The following is an 18,399-nucleotide window of genomic DNA, read 5'->3' on the forward strand; positions in this document are numbered from 1 at the left end:
CAGTTTTGTCCCACCCGCCATCTTCTACTTCATCACACGGTTACACGAGCAATTTCTCGCTTACGGAACACATATAAACCGATCAAACCAACAAGCCCCGTCCAGATGATGCCCAGCCAGAGGAATGCGCCGTACAACATCTTCATCGGAACGATGATTCCATCAGCCAGATAGCTCGTTGGATTGTAATAGCCAAACCGTGGAATGAAGTTCATAAATGTTTGGCCCACCAGTCGGATAATCATATGGAAACCATCCTCAAATGGTTTCTTACCGTTAATGCGTTCCCAGAAAAGCTCAACCATACTTGCACACCACTCGAACGGCCCCATTTCGCCGCGAGGGAACGGTGCGTAATACTTAAGTGCCTCGAAGATAAATTCACTGCTTGCAGCCGCGATATAGATCAACAACGTAAAGAGCATCGCAACCGGGAAACTGAACATGCTACCTGCTGCGAGACTGAGCATTGCCAAGAATAATAGCCGCAGCCAGATAATCGTGAACGATTTCACAACGTTCGCTTCAAATGTACCGACGCGATAAAGCACGCCAATACCATCGGAACTTTTGAAGGTGATCGTTGATTGCTCAATGGTCCCTTTGCGGAGCATGCTGCCAAAGGTCACTTCAAGACGACCGTCTTCGCTGATCCAATCCGACGGCACATTCAACACGTGGTAGTGATTGTCGGCTAGCTTCGTACCACCTTCCTCAAAGTTAAATGTGTTGGGATCGACGTACTGCCGGCCATTGATACGAACATCAAACAACACCATGTCATCAATCGTTATCTTCTGCGCATTAGGATGGATGCGCAGCTGAATATCCTGCTCATAATTTTTGGCATCCTGCAAATTAGAGAAGATAAATGTTTTCGTTTCACGCGGCGGCAATGAATACCATCGTTTCTTCACTTGATCTTGGACACGTGTCCGGATATCGTCGCGCACATTGGAAATCGGCGAACCTATCGCACCATAAACATCCGGATCTTCTTTTCTCAGTTCTTTAATCCGGCTTTCATACATGTCTCGTATTTTGTCGACAGACAGCGGCATCGGCCTTTGACTTCGGCGAGCAACTAAAATTTGTTCGTGCACCGCTTCGGCATCCAGCGCATCTCGCGGCGTCTGCCAACTCAACATCGTCGTGAACGAGTACACCGCCACACCACAAACCGCCACTAAAAGCAGATTGAGCAAGCCAATCCCTAGCCATTTACCCAGCAAATATTGCGTCCGCGATAGCGGTTTGGTCAAACTCAAATAAATCTGCCGGAACGACATCTCATTCGTCACCGAACCCACCGCTAGGAAAATCGTCATCAACGACAACATGATCGACACCACAATCATTGATGCTGTCAGGAATGTTTGAATGCGGTACTTCAGAAAGTCTTCCGAATCAATCGCGAACGGGAGGATTGGTACGAGTAATACCAAAATCACCATAAACACTAGCGGCACACGCATCCAGATTGCTTCATCAACCAACGTTCGCGCTACACCAATAACCGGATGGCCACCCGAGAGTAGTAACTTAATCAGCTGTAAGCCGAGAAAGAATCCGACTGACATCGCATAGATACCCGCAATGATTGTTCGCATCGCCGGCATGTCAACTGTTTGAAAAAATAGATAAGCCATACCTGCAACAAGCGTCGCAACAACCACCATACTAGCCTGCTTCACCCAGCTCACATCCCGCCACGTACGCAATCCTTTAATAATCCAGAATGCGGAAAAGATTCGGCCGATCCACGCCACAACCTCACCTGCAAACCACATGTCCTGCGCCTGCATCAGTCGCGATAGCCCCTCACCGCTGACCACAGCGACAAGTAGCACGATTAGCCATAAAACCCAGTTTCGTTTCATCGGCAAGATTCTTTCCGATTCATCGCGGCCACATAATGCCGCCGTTGTTCATGCTCATTCGACCAGCACACCGGTCACATCCACACACGCCCCTACAGCAAATCGTCGATCACCGACTGATCGCCCCTACCACCATCGTTGGCTGGTTTTTCATTTTGCTCTTTTTTTGGCTCCGCGGTTTCTTCCTTCACGTCACCACTCATCAAACTCGAAATCGCATCACTCGTGGTCGTATCCATAGACTCCGGCACACTCTCAACCTTCTTCTCAGCTTCTTGCTTCACCGCACGATCGTTTGAGAGCAAGCTATCCAAAACTTGCTTGGAACTTTCCTCCGGCATGTGAGCCGATGTATCTTCCGCGGTAAGGAATTCAGCAATCTGTCCGCCACTCCGCGCACCACTTGTCGCAGCGCCTTCCTTCTGAGCCTTGTGAACAATATCAAGGAACAGGTCTTCAAGCTTCTGCGTCGGGTTCGTGACTGATTCAATGCTCTTGCCGTGACGTTGCAATACCTGTTCAATCTCGTTGATCACATCATCGCCAAGGCGATCGACCTTGATCGTGGTCGTGTCTTGTTGCACGAGAAGCTCATCCACCGTGCCAGCCTGACGCACCTTGCCGCCGTACATGATCGCAACACGATCACACACATCCTGCACATCAGAAAGCAGGTGGGAACATAGTAGAATGGTTTTGCCTTTTTCGGATAACCGCAGAATCAAATCCTTAATCTGCTTGGTCCCTATTGGGTCCATACCCGTGGTAGGCTCATCAAGGATCAGAAGTTGTGGATCATTGATCAGCGCCTGTGCTAAACCGATTCGGCGTTGCATCCCTTTGGAATACTCACCCACCGGCCGCGTTGCAACTTTATCCAACCCCACCATCTCCAGCAGCATGTCAATTCGCTGTTGGCGTTGCCTTCTGTTCTGATGAAACAGCCGACCATAATAATCAAGCGTTTCCCGCGCATTCAGAAAGCGGTACAGGTAACTTTCTTCCGGCAGGTAGCCAATCTTGTTCTTCGTTGCCACATCGCGCGGATGCTGATTGAACACCGCAATGTGACCACTGGTCGCATGCAGCAATCCGAGGATCATCTTGATCGTGGTCGATTTGCCGGAACCATTTGGCCCGAGCAAACCAAAGATCTCTCCGCTGCGGATATCCAGATCAATCTGGTCCACCGCACGGACACGGTTACGTAACCAAAAATCCTTGAAGGTTTTGGTCAGCTTCACACACTTGATAATCACATCGCCCGTAGGCTCAGTGGCTTGTCTCGGCTCTGAGATGGCTTGCGTCATACGCTTCTCACGCTTCGTGTTATGTGTTCCAAGTCTTCACCACTTCGCAAAGACCCGCTCTAGTTCAATTCCGTTGTGCAGCACTCGGCCGACTTTCAGCAACACGCGCCAAGATCAAAACCGATCCGGACGCGTTGCCGCTCAACCTTCAATCACGACAACCTTAACGTTGCCGACTCATCCCTTCCCGAACCAAATCTTCCTGCTGCTTGCGAAGACGATTCTCCTCGCGCTTTCGCTGAATTTCAGGATCACGATTGGTTTCAAGGTAAAGCTTCCCGCCAAGCACATAGTTTGTTTCCACGTCTTCGCTGGTAAAGATTTTCTCACGTGCTGCCTGGCGGTAACGGTTCTTAAAAATCACCGGATTTGCTTTGTATTCATCATGCAGAATCTTGAACGTATTCACCTCGCCCTTGATCTGCTCGACTACTTGCGTCTTATATGATTCGGCCTGCTTAATCACCGCAGCCGTCTCACCACCAATCCGAACCTCCACATCACTTTCAGGCAACTTCACTCGAAGTGTCCGCAGCGCCTGATCAATCATCTCTTCAAACGCCTTAGTCTTCGCTGCATCATCCGCTGACAGCGCGAGCTGATAGTCACGCACCAGCTTGTAGAGGTACACATGCGCTTCGCCAGCCGTCTCACCAAGGATCTTCGCACGTACCTGCTGCGCTCTCTGGATTAACTGCCCGCGCTCGTTCTCTGCATTACTCACCGCTTCATAAGCTGCCCGTACTGAGTTGGGCATCTCATGCTGTGTCGCTGTCAGTGTTTCAAGAACGATCCCGGTTTCAAGATCATCCAGCATACGTTGCGCCCGCCGCATGGCGGATTCCATATTCGTTCGGCCTGCGATGTACTCATCGGCATTGATCTTCGCAATCGCATGCACAACACCCGTCGCAACTGCTTGCCGCACGATCTCATCTGCACGCGCCATCTCGGTATCACCGAGCGTCACCTTTTCAACCGTGCCGACGTTCTCGATAAAGTTCACAAAATCTTGAATCTTATACGTCACATCAAATCGGCCATGCACAATATTCGCGTCGCCCGTGATCACAGAGCCATCCATCATAGGATTGAGTGGCCGTGCCTGTAATTCAGAAACTTTCTTGCCTTCTTCACCCGGACGGAGCGAATACCAGAACTCCCGGTTCAGGCTGATCGTCCGCGGACTCTGCGAAACCGACACATGCTCTCCAATCGGGTACGGCCAGTTCCAATACCACCCCTGCTCCAATACCTGCTGACCCGGCTCGCCCACAATCGCACCAAACGTCAACTTCACCGCTTTGTTCTGAGGGTCGACACGGAACAAACCCGTGATCAAATACCCCAGCACCAGCGCAATCATGATGAACTTCAAGATCAAAAAACAGATGTTCAGCGCATCGGTCAGCGCCTTTGCACCCGGATCTTCTTCATGAATCATCTCGTCATGATCAGGCTTGTGATCACGTGCATCGTCCGCAGGGCGTTCCGCCATGACCGTTGCAATACGATCATCATCGCTTTCGCTGCCAAGCTGCTCGTTGTTTGGATTCAATTCACTCATGGCTATCTATCTTTTCGCTCGAAATTAAATTCATTTCGAAGCAGTGCTAATCATTCATCCAACGATCCATCCGTCACTCGCTAATACGCTTATCGCGAATCCGCTTTCGATCTAACCCGAAGTTCATCCTTCTTAAATAGCTCGGACAAACCAATCTCCTGAGCATCCAGAATAAACTGCGTATTCACCGGCAGCATCTTCTCAAGCGAACGGATCTGCTTCAGAAAGATCGCAAACTCTTCATCTTCACTAAACGCGTCAAAGAACTTCGCCGCTTCACGGTCACCTTCATCCCGAATCGCCTGTGCACGACGCTCTGCAAACGCAAGGATCTGCTTCTTGATCGTCTCAGCTTCGTTACGCATCCGGTCTGCCTTCGCGGCACCTTCGGCACGCGCTGCCTCAGCCAGACTCTCACGTGTCGTGCGCATCCGCTCAAAAACCTTCGGCGTAATATCTTCTGGAATCACTAACCGGCGAATCCCAACCTTCTCAATCTTGATCCCATAAGAAGGATCATATCCCGCAAGGTCATCTCGCAAATAAGCCGCACATCGGCTTTCAATCTCGACAAGCTTGAGTAACTCTGGATCAAGATTCACAAGCTGATCGAAGTTATACGAACTGATGATCCCGCTGAAATTTGCCATCAAACTCTTGAGCGTCTTGTTCGCGGTCACTTCGTTTTCCATGCTGCGATAGAACGCATACGGATCTTCGATCTTCCAAGCTAGGTAAAGCTGCACATCGACCGAGTGACCGTCCGCCGTCTGCAATTCCTGAAGCTGATCTTCCAGAAGCTGCACGCGCTTCGAGTAAATCTTCTTATCACTAAACGGCCAAGGCAGACGGAACTTAATACCAGGCTCCTCAATCACGCTGCCTGGGTCAGACAAGCTGCCGTCCGGATTACGTTTAAGTTGCCCATTCTCGTAAGCTGGCGCGGTCGCTTTGTTCAGCACCGTCAGTACGGCCACTTGATCGTAACGCACCGTAAAAAACATCATGTACGCCACCAATGTCAATACGACGAATACCGCAATACCAAAGATAAATCGATGTTTCTTCATATCGCCTGTCTCTTATCTACCTTTTACGCTGTCATCAGCGTTCGTAATAATGATCTGCTATCTAAGCCGCCAATGTTTTACTGGTCACCGCTGAACAGCGAGCCAAGTGACGAACTGGTTTCTTTCATATCAAACCGCAACGTGGTTTCATCAATGTTGTCCGAATCGACTACAATCTTGCGCTTGTCTTTCAAGCCTTCCGCAAGCGTGTTCCAGTACATGCGGTACTTGTAATAAGTCGGTGCATTACGATACGCCATGAGCTGCGCTTCGAAGTTGCGTGCCTGCGACTGTTCATCCAATGCACGCTGCCAACGGTACGCACGTGCTTCCTGCAGCATCTGCGCCGCCTGTCCGCCGGCCATATCGATCAAGCCTTCAATTTTAGCTTGCTCTGCCGCGGCCAACTCCGGCTTCTCATCAAGCTGAAGCGACTCTAACTCATTGATAGACTGCTTGATCTCAAGCGCTTTGCTCCGTGAACCCGCCACCTGTGCAAGCAATGTAATCGAATCCTTATCTGCACTCTGCACCGCAATCTTCATGTCCTGCAGCGCACCATTCTGTTCATGGAATGCCTTGGCAACTTCGCCGCCCTGCGGAGGATGGATCGAGCCAAAACCGACAAACACTATCTCAAGGCCGAGCTTCTCAGCATCAACATCATCCTGCAACAACGATTGCAGTTGCGTGTTGCCACTGACCCGTGCCTCGCCAATGAGCGTATCAATGTCGCGGCTTGCGACATAAGCACTCAGTCGTTTGATCGCCAGCGCTTTAAGCATCTTGTCCGGGCGATCAACATGCGTCACATAATCCATCAAGTTATTTGTGCGGTAATCCACCACCATTTCAACGCCAGCCAATTCACCCGCCACGCTACCGCGCGTAACTTCACCGTCTTCTTGATTCTCAACCGGCGTCGCTGCGATCAGCATATACTCTTCCATCCCGCGGCTGTGCTGATTCGTCCAAAGCACCGGCGGCTCATGATTGTGTTTCCACACACCCAACTTCTCACCAGCATTCAAGTTCAACTGCTCAAGCATTTGAACCATCTCAGGCTTCACTTCTTCGCGATCACTCTCCGTCACCGAACCGACAACCAATCGCTTCACACGGTTCACATCATATTTTTCAGCACTACCAAGCGGCCACGGATACTTAAACCACACGCCCGCTTCAACAGTCCGAACAATCTTGCCGTTCAGCAGAATCACTGCTTCCTGCTGCGGCTGCACAATCACCAATGTGCTCAATCCCACAATCAAGATCACCGCCACCGCGAACAACATCACGATCGATTTGTTTAATAGCTCAACAAACCAGCTACGAGAAATCTCAAAACCAAACTGATAATTCAGCGTCTCACTGATGATGCTGCCCAAAGATTCTGGTCGGGTCAGCCACCCCAATATACGGCTGTCAAACGCTGCACGATTTACCTCACCCGCACGACGCGGACGGTAAATCCCAAACACAAACGAAAGCACAATCTCCAAACCAAGCACGATCATCACCACCGGCACCGCCAGCGACAACACCGCAAACCCCCACTTGTAGTTTGGATCAACAAGCACCGGCACCGTGCCAGCAAATAGCAACAGCACCAGCACTGCCACGTTACCAATCACATAGCTCGCCCCCCCTCGAAGCGGCTGCCATTCCTTGACCCGCGTCATCCCCGCCACATAACGCGCTACAAGGAATCCCAGAAACGCCAACCCACCCAATAAAAATACCAACACGAGCGGCTTCGCATTCGGACTGATGCCCATCCCGATCAGGCCCGACCAATCGGTCGCTTCGCCTGCCGTACGAACGATCCCGCTATTGGCTTTATAAAATAGGTACCCACCCATCGAGAGCAGATAGACGGACAAAACCAAGCTGATGCCTGGAATCCACCATTTGTTCAGCGAGGCCAAACGCTTGCGCGCCTGAGCCAACTGTTGACCAGCTTCATTAAAAATAGCAGCCGCTTCGGCATCCGCCTCCGCTAACTGCTCCGCTTCTAATGACTCAATTCGTTCCTGTTTATGCTGATGGAAAAGCACCAACAAAATAAACCACACCGGCACACCACCCAGGATATACCACATCGCAGACATGATCGCCGCTGACTCATACGCCAACCCGATCATGGTCACACACAAGAACAACACCACCTGCGCAATTAGCCCAAATAACGCCGCATTCGCGGCCCGCTTATAAGTCTGCTGGTCGTTGCTCATCCGTATGAAAGCCCTTTACTACGACTCAATGAATTTTCGTTATCCTTATTACTCACAATGACGTGCGTTGGATCACAGAATTTTCAAAAAAAACCTAATCTTTCAAACTCGCCGCTCTCGAAATTCGTATCATGATACGTCAAGCAGCCGCCGAACTACCGCCTCACACCTAACCCGCATCGCCCCACAACCCCTTGCTGCGACTCATGTCGCAACGTGTCAATGAGCGAATCATTTTAACCGGATTTCAGATTTTCGCCTCCCCCAGCATCCTCAGAAGCGGATTTCGCTACTTTTTATTCAAATGGGTGGACAAAATAACACTTCCGAGGACAATAGGTCCCCTTATCGCCCTTGGGCTTCAAACAACGCGATCAAATAACCGCAGCATCACACGTAAGTAGAGCAAATACAAGATGTTACGACAACTCCTGACGATCTCGAAAAACACCTTCACCGAGTCGATCCGCCAGCCCATCTTCGCGGTGCTCGTCCTTGTCGGTACTATCGCCCTCATCCTCAACCTCCAGCTCGCAGCCTACACTCTCGAGGCAGACACTAAACTCATGGTAGACATGGGCTTAAGCACCATTCTTCTTATCTCACTTTTCCTTGCCGCCGTCACCGCCACAGGCGTGCTCACCGACGAAATCGAAAAAAAAACCGTCCTCACCGTCATCAGCAAACCCATCAACCGCCCCACCTTCGTCGTTGGAAAATACCTCGGTGTCTCCGCGGCCATCCTCCTCGCCTACTACATCCTCGCGATGATCTTCTTCCTCTGTGTCCGCCACGGCGTCATGCAAACCGCCTCCAACCGTGTCGACTGGCCGGTTGTTATCTTCGGCTTCGGCGGCGCACTACTCGCCGTGCTCTTCGCCTCCTATGCGAACTACATGTTCCGCTGGGTCTTCACCTCCACCCTCACCTGGACTTTGGCGATCACAGAAACCATCGCCTTCGTCCTTGTCCTTTTTATCAGCAAAAAGTTCGCATTTCAGATGCCGTATCACGATCTCTTCGAAGGTAAAGTCCAGCTCATGCAGGTCATCGTTGGCGTCGGGCTCATCACCTTCGCCGTGCTAATCCTGACATCCATCGCACTGGCCGCCTCAACCCGCCTCGGCAAAGTCATGACCACTCTCATCTGCATCGGCGCATTCATGCTCGGATTGATCTCCAACTCACTGAACCAGTGGACCAACAGCAAACTGGAAATCCCCGCTCATGTCGGCGTCTTCGAATCCTTCTCCAACATCTTCTCCGCCCACATCCCCTTCTACTCACAACTAATCTACGCTGCTTCAAAGCTCATTTATCTCATCACGCCAAACTTGCAATTCCTCTGGCCGGCTGACGCAATTACGCAAGGCAATCCGTTTACCCCTCTCGCTTTCGCAGCCTCCTCCCTCTACGCCGTCTTCTATATCATCGCCATCCTCTCGATCGCAGTGATCCTCTTCCAAAAACGCGAAGTCGGCTAAATCCCCCCACCCCGGAAGTTTGAATCCTTCCAACACTCACGCAACCAAGCAAACATTCACCCGCTCTCGCAGCGGGTTTTTTATGACACCAATCTCACGAATAGATCACCCATCGCTACATCGAAAAAACCGCCGACTTTTCAGTCGACGGCTCAATCCCAATTCCAATGAAGGCGCTTCCCGGAAATTTCCCGGGGTGAGCTTCCGGGGGCGATTACATCGCCCAATCATCGCCAGGGGATTCGCCTTCACCCTCTTCTTCATAAGTATCATCGTAAGGCATATCGACATTCCACTCGTCTATATTGTCATCGCCATCCCATGCATCAAGTTCCGGTGCAACACGATGATGAACACGAATGACACGAGCAAGGCTCTCTGCCATCAGCGGCCCAAGCGCTGAACAAGTCTCCACCATCAGATCCTCAAACGGCTCGGCCTGATCACGGAACAGCACAAACACGCACAGTGTCTCACCCTCATGCAAACATGGCACCGCAATCACATGACTGTCCGCTAGATAGGCCGCATCATCACCGATCCAGTAATCAAGCGATCCATTGTCGGTGATATGAAGCAGCTCATCGCGCATCGCAATTTTGGGTGCCACCACGTCTGCCAAATGAGCCAGCAACATATCCGCGCTATCTTCGGTACAGTCGTAGTTCACATACCCGCCGAGGGTGTATTGATCCACGCCGCTGGGCAGGAAGATAGCCGCGTTTGCTGGGCCAACCTTTTCGATCATGTATTCAAGCGATTTTCGCAGCAGTGATTCCAGCTCCAACTCTTCTTTGACAATCGTACTGTACTCACTAGTCTGCACGACCTGCTGCATCTGGTTGGCGAGTTCCTGATAGGCCATCACCAAATCGTTGCAAAGCACATCAACCTGTTGGCTAACATCTTCTCGTGCTTGATTGAGTTTCTTGCACAATCTGCGGAGACGATCAACCCGAATCACTTGATCTTTATCCTTGGCTTGCTTCTCAATCAGCTTTTGTAAACAACGGTTCACATCACTGATCTCAAGCGGCCGCATCAGTATGTCGGTCAGACCCATACGAATCGCAACCACCGCATCGTCAATCGATGGATGATTCGTCACAACCGCAACGGTCATTTTATCTTTACCGCCTGCCAACTCTTCCGCAAAGTCTAATCCAACCCCATCTTCGAGATCCAACTCGATGATAGAAAGGTCGTAAACCTTCTCGGTCATGCGCTGGCGCGCTTCGGTAATGGTTTTGGCATGATCAACTTTGAGCACCACCTGCTTGTCGGCGTACCGACTGGCAATCCCAAACAAATCATCCCCCGGATCCACGAGCAACATACTCACTTCACGCTTTTCGTGAGTGACAGTCTGCCCTTGAATGTAAGCGGTTTTCGCTTTGTGAGCCACAGCTTTCTCCTGCTTCACTTATATGCAATCCAACGTCCGGTATGCTCCGGCCCTGGACCCTCCGCACCTTGTATCGTCCCATCAAGCCGCCGAGTCGAGCGGTAACTTCACTGTGGCCACCGTTCCCTGCCCCAACTCGCTTGCCAATTCCAAACAACCGTTATGACCCTCAAGATACTGCTTCGCTCGGGTCAGACCCATGCCCACACGTCGCCCTGCAGGCTTCGCGCTGTAGAACGGATCCATCGCGTGTTCAAGTGTTTTCTCATCCATTCCCTCGCCATCATCTTTCACCTGCAAATTCACCGCCCCCTCATTCTCCGTCAGATCTACAATCACTTCGATCCCTTCACGCGGATGCGATTGAATTGCGTTATGCAACAACTCGCCCACCGCTTCTTGAATCAGCTCAGTATCAAGCCGCATCTTTGGCAAGGTTTGTTTCACGCGCAAATAGATCGGTGTTTCCTGATCCTTAAAATCGCACTTAGATCGAACACGTTTGATCGCACCATCAAGCAGCGACGCAAGATCACTTTCTGTTAGTTCAGGTCGTGGCGGCTCGGCAAATAATCGCAGTGCTGTAATCAAATCACTCAGCCGATGCGCTTCCTTAAAGATCGTCTGCGCGGTCTTCTGCTCATTCGAACCCGGCTGCAACGTCATTGATAACAACTGTGAACGCCCACTGATCACCGCAAGCGGATTGTTCATTTCATGTGCCGCACCTGATGCCATCTCACCCAAACGGGCCATGGATTCTTGCCGCAGCAATCGATCCTGCGCATCTGCCAGCGCGCTGTTTGCTTCTGCAAGCTGCTCACCTAATCGCCGCGCACCATCATGCTGTTCCGCGCCCGCCATGGCAGCACCCCATGTACTCACCAATGGCAAAAGCACCTGCCAATTCGCCAAATTACTTCGATCATGTAGCAACACCGCGACCGTCCCCCACCCACTTTGCAGCGGTAAAAGCCGTACTTTCCTGATGTCCTGCGACCCCACTAAAAAGTCCTGCACCCACGGTAGCACCCCCATCATGTTCACACCCATCGGCTCGCTCAGATCAAGCGACCGCAAATCCGGCGCGCCCATCGGCACATCCACACACTGCGTGTCCACCGGGTCGCCGCCCTCCGTATACCGGCTCACCTGCCAATTCTGTGCGCCCACTTCATCCGACTTACCCGGGTACACCATCGCATAAAAACCATTACCAAATGTTTCGCGCGCACTCATTATCACCTGATCAATCACATCCTGCACACTCCGTCCCGGCAATGATCGGCTATGAAAACGCGCCACGCCTTCAAGCACCACGCCCTGTTGCTGTGCGACCTGCCCTTTCTTCTCCAGCACATGATTCACGCGCCCCAGCGCTTCATTCGCACGCTGAATCGACTGCATAAACATCTCACGAGACGGCTTGTCATAAATCCCAAGCGCCTTGCCACGCGATTCAAGTCGATCATGCAAACGGTCAACCGCGCGCTGCACCGCACCCGCGGGTAAGTCCAGCCGTTCAATCAATCGTTCTTCACGCTCACCAAAAACATAGTTCCCTGAATACCCCAGGTGTTGCTTACGCACCAATATATCCGCAAGCGAGATCAATCCGACCATCTTCTTGTGCGGCAAATCCGGCAGCGAGTCATACGGCCCACCATGCAACCAAATACAATCACCCAAGCGATGCGGCAAACCCCACTGCTCCGCCAATCGCTTGCCTGCTGTGTGATGATCAATCCCTACCACACTGCGTTCATACGTCGCAATGTTCCCATGATTCAACTCCGCAAGCTCAACCACGCGTTCATAACTCTTCGGCAAGACCTGTTCTAGCGCCAACTTGCCCACATCGTGCAGAAGCCCGCAAACAAACGCCTCATCCGCGTTCAGTCCCGTGCCAGCGCCCGTTTCTTTCACAATCCCCTCCGCCAGCACACCCACCGCCAAGCTATGCATCCAGAAACCTGCATGATCAAATCCGCCATACGCCGCCAAACCTTCCGGATTATCCGACGGTTTGCTCTGATCCTTCCCATCAAACATCTCAAAAACTTTGATCGACAGCACCGCATTCCGAATCGCATTGAACCCGAGCAACACAACCGCTTTGTCCACCGTCACCACTTCCTCACGGATACCTTTATCCGCGCTACGACACAGCGATAAAACCTTGGATGTTAATGCAGGGTCAGCGCTTACAAGCTCAATCACTTCGCGAGCCTGGGAGTCATCGCTCGCCGTAAGGGCAAGTAGCCGCGTTGCGATCACTGGCAACGTCGGTAACGATTCAATCTGCCGTAGGATCAATTCCATTCGGCGCGATTTGCTGATTTCATTACTGCTCATACATCATCGGTGGCCTGCTCAACATCATGCCCCTCAGCATCACATCTCACCGGCGCACTCCCCTCATTCACTGGTTACTTTCTTGACACGCCCAAACAGCTCGGCCTATCAACCAGCTCTCTCTTCCTCTCCTCACCATCCCAGCACTTCTAATCAGCACTTAGGTCAGTGCGAAAAGCCGCAACGCACTGAAGTTTCAAGTTCTGAAATCCTCAGTGGTAGCGGCCTCTCTATCTTCCTCCTCCGCCATACGCGGAAGATGGTTCCCTCGCGTCCTCTTCCCTCGATCACGCCGCAAGTAGCGTGTCAATTCGTTCTTGCAACCGCTCAATATTGAACGGCTTCTTGATGAACTCGTCCGCACCCGCCGCAAGCAGTTGATGCACCTCATCCTGATTCACCACGCCCGACACAATGATGATCTTCATGTTCACCAAATCAGGATTCTTACGCACCGTCTCACAAACGACATTCCCATTAATGTCAGGCAGCATATAATCCAAAATCATTAAATCAGGCTTAAATTGCTCTGTAATCAGACCTGCATCATAACCCGTACTCGCAGTCTTGACTTCATAGTTTTCATTGCGTGTCAGCAGATCCACAAACAGCTCAACGATCTCGCTATCGTCATCCACCACCAATAGCTTCCGACGCGCATCGCCTTTTTCCTCGCCAAGTGTTTCTAACGGGATGCCGTTCTCTTGCATAAAACGAATCAGCTCGTCGCGCGGGATACGTCGAAACCGACTGCCCGGCACGCGAAATCCATTCAACCGTCCACTATCAAAACAGCGGATGATTGTCTGCTGCGAAACTTTGCAGATCTCTGCCGCTTCGCCCGTGGTAAAAACCTGTTTCGCTTTCAGTTCCGATGTGTTGTTCACACTCATGACCATGCTCACTTACATGCCGTGCGTTGTAACGTGTTGCCCTTGCATCAGCGCGGCCATCTTTCTCCTGCCGCTGCGTCACCGTGCACCGTTCATATGCCAAAAAACCTTCAGACAAGCCGCTTCTCCAGCTTGCCTACTTTCACATCGACCCGCACACATCAAGACTTAACCCCCATTTCTTACCACACCTGCAAAATCATTAAAACATCCCATTTTTACCAGCCTTCTAACCTGCGCTTAGACATGATTCACAGAAAATGGATTTCTATATTCCGTTTTATTGTGTGCACACAATCCGCGCGCAATCATAAAAAGACGCCATCCGTCATTCATCGCAACAATTCTTCTGTTTTATGTTCACCGCCCGCAATCGTGCTTCACTTAATCGATCGATGATGCCGCAGGATGATCCTCCCTGCCAATCGCCTCCCCACACTCTGGACATTCATTCCGCTCCGCTGCAATCGTTCCTTGTAAATCAAACTCACAATTTGAACAAAAACCCTCACGTGGACGTGTAAAGTCCAACCATAAAAGCAAGATCAACACACCCATCGTGACGCCACAAAAAATGCACGCAAACAGCACGTAGATCAAATCCATACGTGCCAACCCGTCATTACGTATCACATAAGTCGTTTCGGCAGCACCAATCCCCCACACAATCACAATCCCCCACCATAAAGCATCATGTGTGTCTTTTCGTATCTTCACCAACTTTTTAGCTGTAAACATTTGGTGGTACCACAGCACTGCTACGCCACCCCCAATCATCGGAAGCAACATCATCATCAACAGCCACCGGTCGCGCCCAACAAGCTCACCAATCACATCATCCCGATCGCTCAAGCGAATCATGGCTACATAGCAAACCACCATCACGCTCATCATCCCCGCCATCATCATCTTCGTCGCGCACCAACAAACGCTTAGCCAAGTCAAACCCCACTCACCAATCCGCCACGCTTCTTTGTCCTTGTTGACTTCACCCATCACATGCCTCCGGATCATTCCCTCGCACCAATATACCTATGTCACATGCAGCCCCACCACAATCAATTTCAACAATCCCGCAAATCCATTTCTCCCTGGCAACTGGCCACCTACTTCCGGGCATACTTTCAGGTGGGCACTTCCGGGGGTCGCCCCCACCCCGTTTCTCCGCTAAAATACTCCATTCAAGACACACCCGCCTCAATCGGCGAACCCCAACCCCACACCCCGCCAAAATCGCAAGCCCTTGACTGAACATAAGTTAGGCGATCCCTCTCGCCACACCAAAGGATCTATCCCATGCCACGCCCCATGACCATGACCGAAAAAATACTCGCCGCCCACGCTGGCCGCGATGAAGTCACCCCCGGCGAAAACGTCTGGGTCAACGTCGATATCCTCATGACACACGACGTCTGTGGCCCCGGCACCATCGGCATCTTCAAAAAAGAATTCGGCCAGGACGCCAAGGTCTGGGACAACTCGCGCATCCCCATCATCCCCGACCACTACATCTTCACCGCAGACGACAAGTGTCACCGCAACATCCAAACCCTCCGCGATTTCGTCGCTGAGCAAAACATCAAATACTACTACGACCCCGACTTCGTCAACACCGAGCTCGGGTCCGGCTTCCCCTCGCCTTACCGCGACCCCAACAACACCAACTATAAAGGTGTCTGCCACAAAGCGCTCCCCGAAGAAGGGCACTGCCGTCCGGGCGAAATTCTTCTCGGCACCGACTCACACACATGCACCGCCGGCGCCTTCGGCCAGTTCGCAACAGGTGTCGGCAACACCGATGCTGCATTCACCATGGGCACAGGCAAGACTTGGCTCAAAGTTCCACCGACCATGAAGTTCGTCTTCAACGGTGAGATCCCAGCCTACCTCACCGCTAAAGATCTCATCCTCGCTGTCATCGGCAAGATCGGCTTCTCCGGTGCGACATACAAAGCCATGTACTTCACAGGCTCAGGCATTACTTCACTTACACTTGAAGATCGCATGACTCTTACCAACATGGCTATCGAAGCTGGTGGCAAGAACGGCATCTGCGACGTTGATGAAAAGACACTTCAATATGTTCGTGCACGTTCTAACCGTCCTGATTGGACCGTCTACACTGAAGACGAAGGCGCAGAGTACGACTTTGAGTACACATGGGACCTCGCTGACTTCGAGCCACTCGTCGCAGCACCACACTCACCAGACAACACCAAGACCGCTCGCGAACTGTCTAACCAGAAGTTAGACCGTGCATACATCGGTTCTTGTACCGGCGGCAAGATTACCGACATGATCATGGCTGCCAACATCCTCTCAGGCAACCAGGTCAAGATTCCGACCTTCGTTGTCCCAGGTTCAACCGAAGTTCACTCCGACATGCTTCGCCTCGGCCTCGATGGCGAGCCTGTTAAAGATGGCCAAAAGAACATCTACCAGACACTCGAAGACGCTGGCTGCAACATCGGCGCCGCTTCATGTGCTGCATGCCTCGGTGGACCACAAGACACCTTCGGCCGACTCAACGAACCACTCAACTGTATTTCAACAACCAATCGTAACTTCCCTGGCCGCATGGGTCACAAGGAAGCAGGCGTCTACCTCGCCTCACCACTCACCGCCGCTGCATCTGCACTCACCGGCAAAGTCACCGACCCACGCGAATACATCAGCGAACCAATCCAAACTGGATCCGCTGGCGTCTGCTAATCTAATCAACAATTAGACCACCCTACCCAAACAAACCCCACAGCTTCCATGCTGCGGGGTTTTCTCTTTCTCCAACAACCTTTTCTAACCATCAATATCGCATCAATTCAATACACATCACGTCGCGGGTTCATCTCGTTCACCACACGCGTCATCACACTGCAAATCTCACCTAACTCATCCACCAACCTCAACACCTCTCGCACACCTCGACACCCTCAGCTACACACCAATTCCCCACCACATCACAAAAAAAATTGTATTATTCACACATACGCTGAAACACCGCCTCTCAAGTTACGTCATTATTATAAATGTACAACAACCTATCTCATTCCGGCCGGCTCCCCTACGATCAACCGATCCCTCACAACATCCACTGCTCAAAGTGCGATTACAACCTACGCACACTCTTCCCCATCTTCGACTGCCCCGAATGTGGCCAGCCCATCTCACTCACCCTACAACATCAACACCTACTCCTCGCACCACCACACCACCTCCGCGCCTTCCGGCGTTCCATCACCCTTCTCATCACCACCATCATCCTCCTCATCCTCTTCGAAGCAACCCGCTACTTCCTCTCGCTCACCATCTCGCCCATCTTCGCCCCCAACTGCCTCAGCACGCATTGGCTAAACATCATCACACCAACACATGTCAACAAACTCCCCCCATCACTCATCCACTTCTACCATATCACACCAACCATACACCTCATCCTCCAACTCGCCTTCCTCTCCGCCGCACTCCTTCTCATCCACAACCATCCCCACCAACCCCACTACCCACAACGCCTCGCAACCTTCCGCAATTTCATCCTCTTCGCCTTCCCCTTCTCACTCGCTACCTACCTCTACACCCATCACAACAGCACCCTCCTCATCTTCACCTGCACCTCCCTCCTCCGCCTCACCAACGAGTCACTCTTCTACATCACACTCATCATCTCCATCCGTTACATCGCCTCACTCACCCTCCCCTACTACAGCATTCAACGCAAACTCACTCACACCCAATCCCTTCGCCACATCGCACACCTCCTCACCATCCTCGCCGTCTGCTTCCTCCCCGCCTGCCACCTCACCGCCTTCATCACCACTGCCGCCTACCACACCAACAATTTCCTCCTCTTCGATTCCTCCCTCGTCACCATCACATACATCCGCCCCATCTTCTTCTTCGCAAGCATCACCTTCGCACTCACCGCCCTCATCTCCCTCGCCATCTTCCACTACAACCTCAGCATCCACATTCAACACCAATCCATACCCAAATCTCACCTTCTTCCTACCCAACTCGCCTCAAACTAACCCCAACACCTCAACGCTTATACCGCATCTCATCTTCAAACTACTTCGCAATAATCTCTTCCTCAATCACCGTCTGCGAATCACGCAAATGTAGCTGGCCGTGATATCGCCTCGATGCAAAATACTCACACCGCAAAGAAATAAACATATCTAGGACAAGCCTCGATCTCGCCCAC

12 protein-coding genes are annotated in these 18,399 nt (G+C 51.7%); 3 read left to right on the forward strand and 9 right to left on the reverse strand.

The annotated features are described in order from the left end of the window. Positions 1 to 32: 32 nt before the first annotated feature. The 5 genes from ACQ6WK_RS14795 to ACQ6WK_RS14815 form a co-directional block, all read right to left on the reverse strand. Positions 33 to 1,880 (reverse strand): ABC transporter permease, encoded by a 1,848-nt coding sequence (locus ACQ6WK_RS14795; protein WP_432798158.1) that lies wholly within the window; start codon positions 1,878 to 1,880, stop codon positions 33 to 35. 92 nt (positions 1,881 to 1,972) lie between these two features. Then, positions 1,973 to 3,190, reverse strand: coding sequence for an ABC transporter ATP-binding protein (locus ACQ6WK_RS14800; protein WP_432798159.1), 1,218 nt, complete (start codon positions 3,188 to 3,190; stop codon positions 1,973 to 1,975). A 163-nt stretch (positions 3,191 to 3,353) separates the two neighbouring features. Further along, positions 3,354 to 4,757: an SPFH domain-containing protein gene (locus ACQ6WK_RS14805; RefSeq protein WP_432798160.1), complete on the reverse strand. Its 1,404-nt coding sequence runs from the start codon at positions 4,755 to 4,757 to the stop codon at positions 3,354 to 3,356. A gap of 89 nt (positions 4,758 to 4,846) precedes the next feature. Then, positions 4,847 to 5,827 (reverse strand): SPFH domain-containing protein, encoded by a 981-nt coding sequence (locus tag ACQ6WK_RS14810; RefSeq protein WP_432798161.1) that lies wholly within the window; start codon positions 5,825 to 5,827, stop codon positions 4,847 to 4,849. A 77-nt stretch (positions 5,828 to 5,904) separates the two neighbouring features. After that, entirely contained in the window at positions 5,905 to 8,061 is a 2,157-nt protein-coding gene (locus ACQ6WK_RS14815) for an SPFH domain-containing protein (protein ID WP_432798162.1), read from the reverse strand. A gap of 416 nt (positions 8,062 to 8,477) precedes the next feature. On the opposite strand from ACQ6WK_RS14815, the gene ACQ6WK_RS14820 reads away from it, so the two are divergent. Continuing rightward, positions 8,478 to 9,545 (forward strand): hypothetical protein, encoded by a 1,068-nt coding sequence (locus ACQ6WK_RS14820; protein ID WP_432798163.1) that lies wholly within the window; start codon positions 8,478 to 8,480, stop codon positions 9,543 to 9,545. Positions 9,546 to 9,759: 214 nt separating this feature from the next. On the opposite strand, the gene ACQ6WK_RS14825 is transcribed toward ACQ6WK_RS14820, so the two are convergent. The 4 genes from ACQ6WK_RS14825 to ACQ6WK_RS14840 form a co-directional block, all read right to left on the reverse strand. Then, entirely contained in the window at positions 9,760 to 10,950 is a 1,191-nt protein-coding gene (locus ACQ6WK_RS14825; protein WP_432798164.1) for a response regulator, read from the reverse strand. An 81-nt stretch (positions 10,951 to 11,031) separates the two neighbouring features. Then, complete coding sequence (locus tag ACQ6WK_RS14830) at positions 11,032 to 13,305, reverse strand: HDOD domain-containing protein (protein WP_432798165.1); 2,274 nt, start codon at positions 13,303 to 13,305, stop codon at positions 11,032 to 11,034. Between the two features lie 287 nt (positions 13,306 to 13,592). Continuing rightward, the gene (locus tag ACQ6WK_RS14835) at positions 13,593 to 14,198 is read right to left on the reverse strand and encodes a response regulator (RefSeq protein WP_432798166.1); all 606 of its coding nucleotides are present in this window, start codon (positions 14,196 to 14,198) and stop codon (positions 13,593 to 13,595) included. 384 nt (positions 14,199 to 14,582) lie between these two features. Further along, entirely contained in the window at positions 14,583 to 15,194 is a 612-nt protein-coding gene (locus ACQ6WK_RS14840) for a hypothetical protein (protein ID WP_432798167.1), read from the reverse strand. 300 nt (positions 15,195 to 15,494) lie between these two features. Between ACQ6WK_RS14840 and ACQ6WK_RS14845 the strand changes: the two genes are divergently transcribed. Continuing rightward, positions 15,495 to 16,910, forward strand: coding sequence for a 3-isopropylmalate dehydratase large subunit (locus tag ACQ6WK_RS14845; RefSeq protein ID WP_432798168.1), 1,416 nt, complete (start codon positions 15,495 to 15,497; stop codon positions 16,908 to 16,910). Positions 16,911 to 17,224: 314 nt separating this feature from the next. Beyond that, a complete protein-coding gene (locus tag ACQ6WK_RS14850; protein ID WP_432798169.1) occupies positions 17,225 to 18,223 on the forward strand; it encodes a hypothetical protein in 999 nt (332 codons plus the stop codon). Positions 18,224 to 18,399 lie beyond the last annotated feature (176 nt).

This window comes from Poriferisphaera sp. WC338 (assembly GCF_050931845.1).
In the GTDB taxonomy this organism is placed as follows: Bacteria; Planctomycetota; Phycisphaerae; order Phycisphaerales; family Phycisphaeraceae; genus Poriferisphaera.

Bases quoted from the DNA above. Each gene is read 5' to 3' on its own strand.
- ACQ6WK_RS14840 (WP_432798167.1), bottom strand. From the start codon at position 15,194: ATGGGTGAAGTCAACAAGGACAAAGAAGCGTGGCGGATTGGTGAGTGG.
- ACQ6WK_RS14845 (WP_432798168.1), top strand. From the start codon at position 15,495: ATGCCACGCCCCATGACCATGACCGAAAAAATACTCGCCGCCCACGCT.
- ACQ6WK_RS14835 (WP_432798166.1), bottom strand. From the start codon at position 14,198: ATGAGTGTGAACAACACATCGGAACTGAAAGCGAAACAGGTTTTTACC.
- ACQ6WK_RS14850 (WP_432798169.1), top strand. From the start codon at position 17,225: ATGTACAACAACCTATCTCATTCCGGCCGGCTCCCCTACGATCAACCG.
- ACQ6WK_RS14795 (WP_432798158.1), bottom strand. From the start codon at position 1,880: ATGAAACGAAACTGGGTTTTATGGCTAATCGTGCTACTTGTCGCTGTG.
- ACQ6WK_RS14830 (WP_432798165.1), bottom strand. From the start codon at position 13,305: ATGAGCAGTAATGAAATCAGCAAATCGCGCCGAATGGAATTGATCCTA.
- ACQ6WK_RS14800 (WP_432798159.1), bottom strand. From the start codon at position 3,190: ATGACGCAAGCCATCTCAGAGCCGAGACAAGCCACTGAGCCTACGGGC.
- ACQ6WK_RS14820 (WP_432798163.1), top strand. From the start codon at position 8,478: ATGTTACGACAACTCCTGACGATCTCGAAAAACACCTTCACCGAGTCG.
- ACQ6WK_RS14810 (WP_432798161.1), bottom strand. From the start codon at position 5,827: ATGAAGAAACATCGATTTATCTTTGGTATTGCGGTATTCGTCGTATTG.
- ACQ6WK_RS14805 (WP_432798160.1), bottom strand. From the start codon at position 4,757: ATGAGTGAATTGAATCCAAACAACGAGCAGCTTGGCAGCGAAAGCGAT.
- ACQ6WK_RS14815 (WP_432798162.1), bottom strand. From the start codon at position 8,061: ATGAGCAACGACCAGCAGACTTATAAGCGGGCCGCGAATGCGGCGTTA.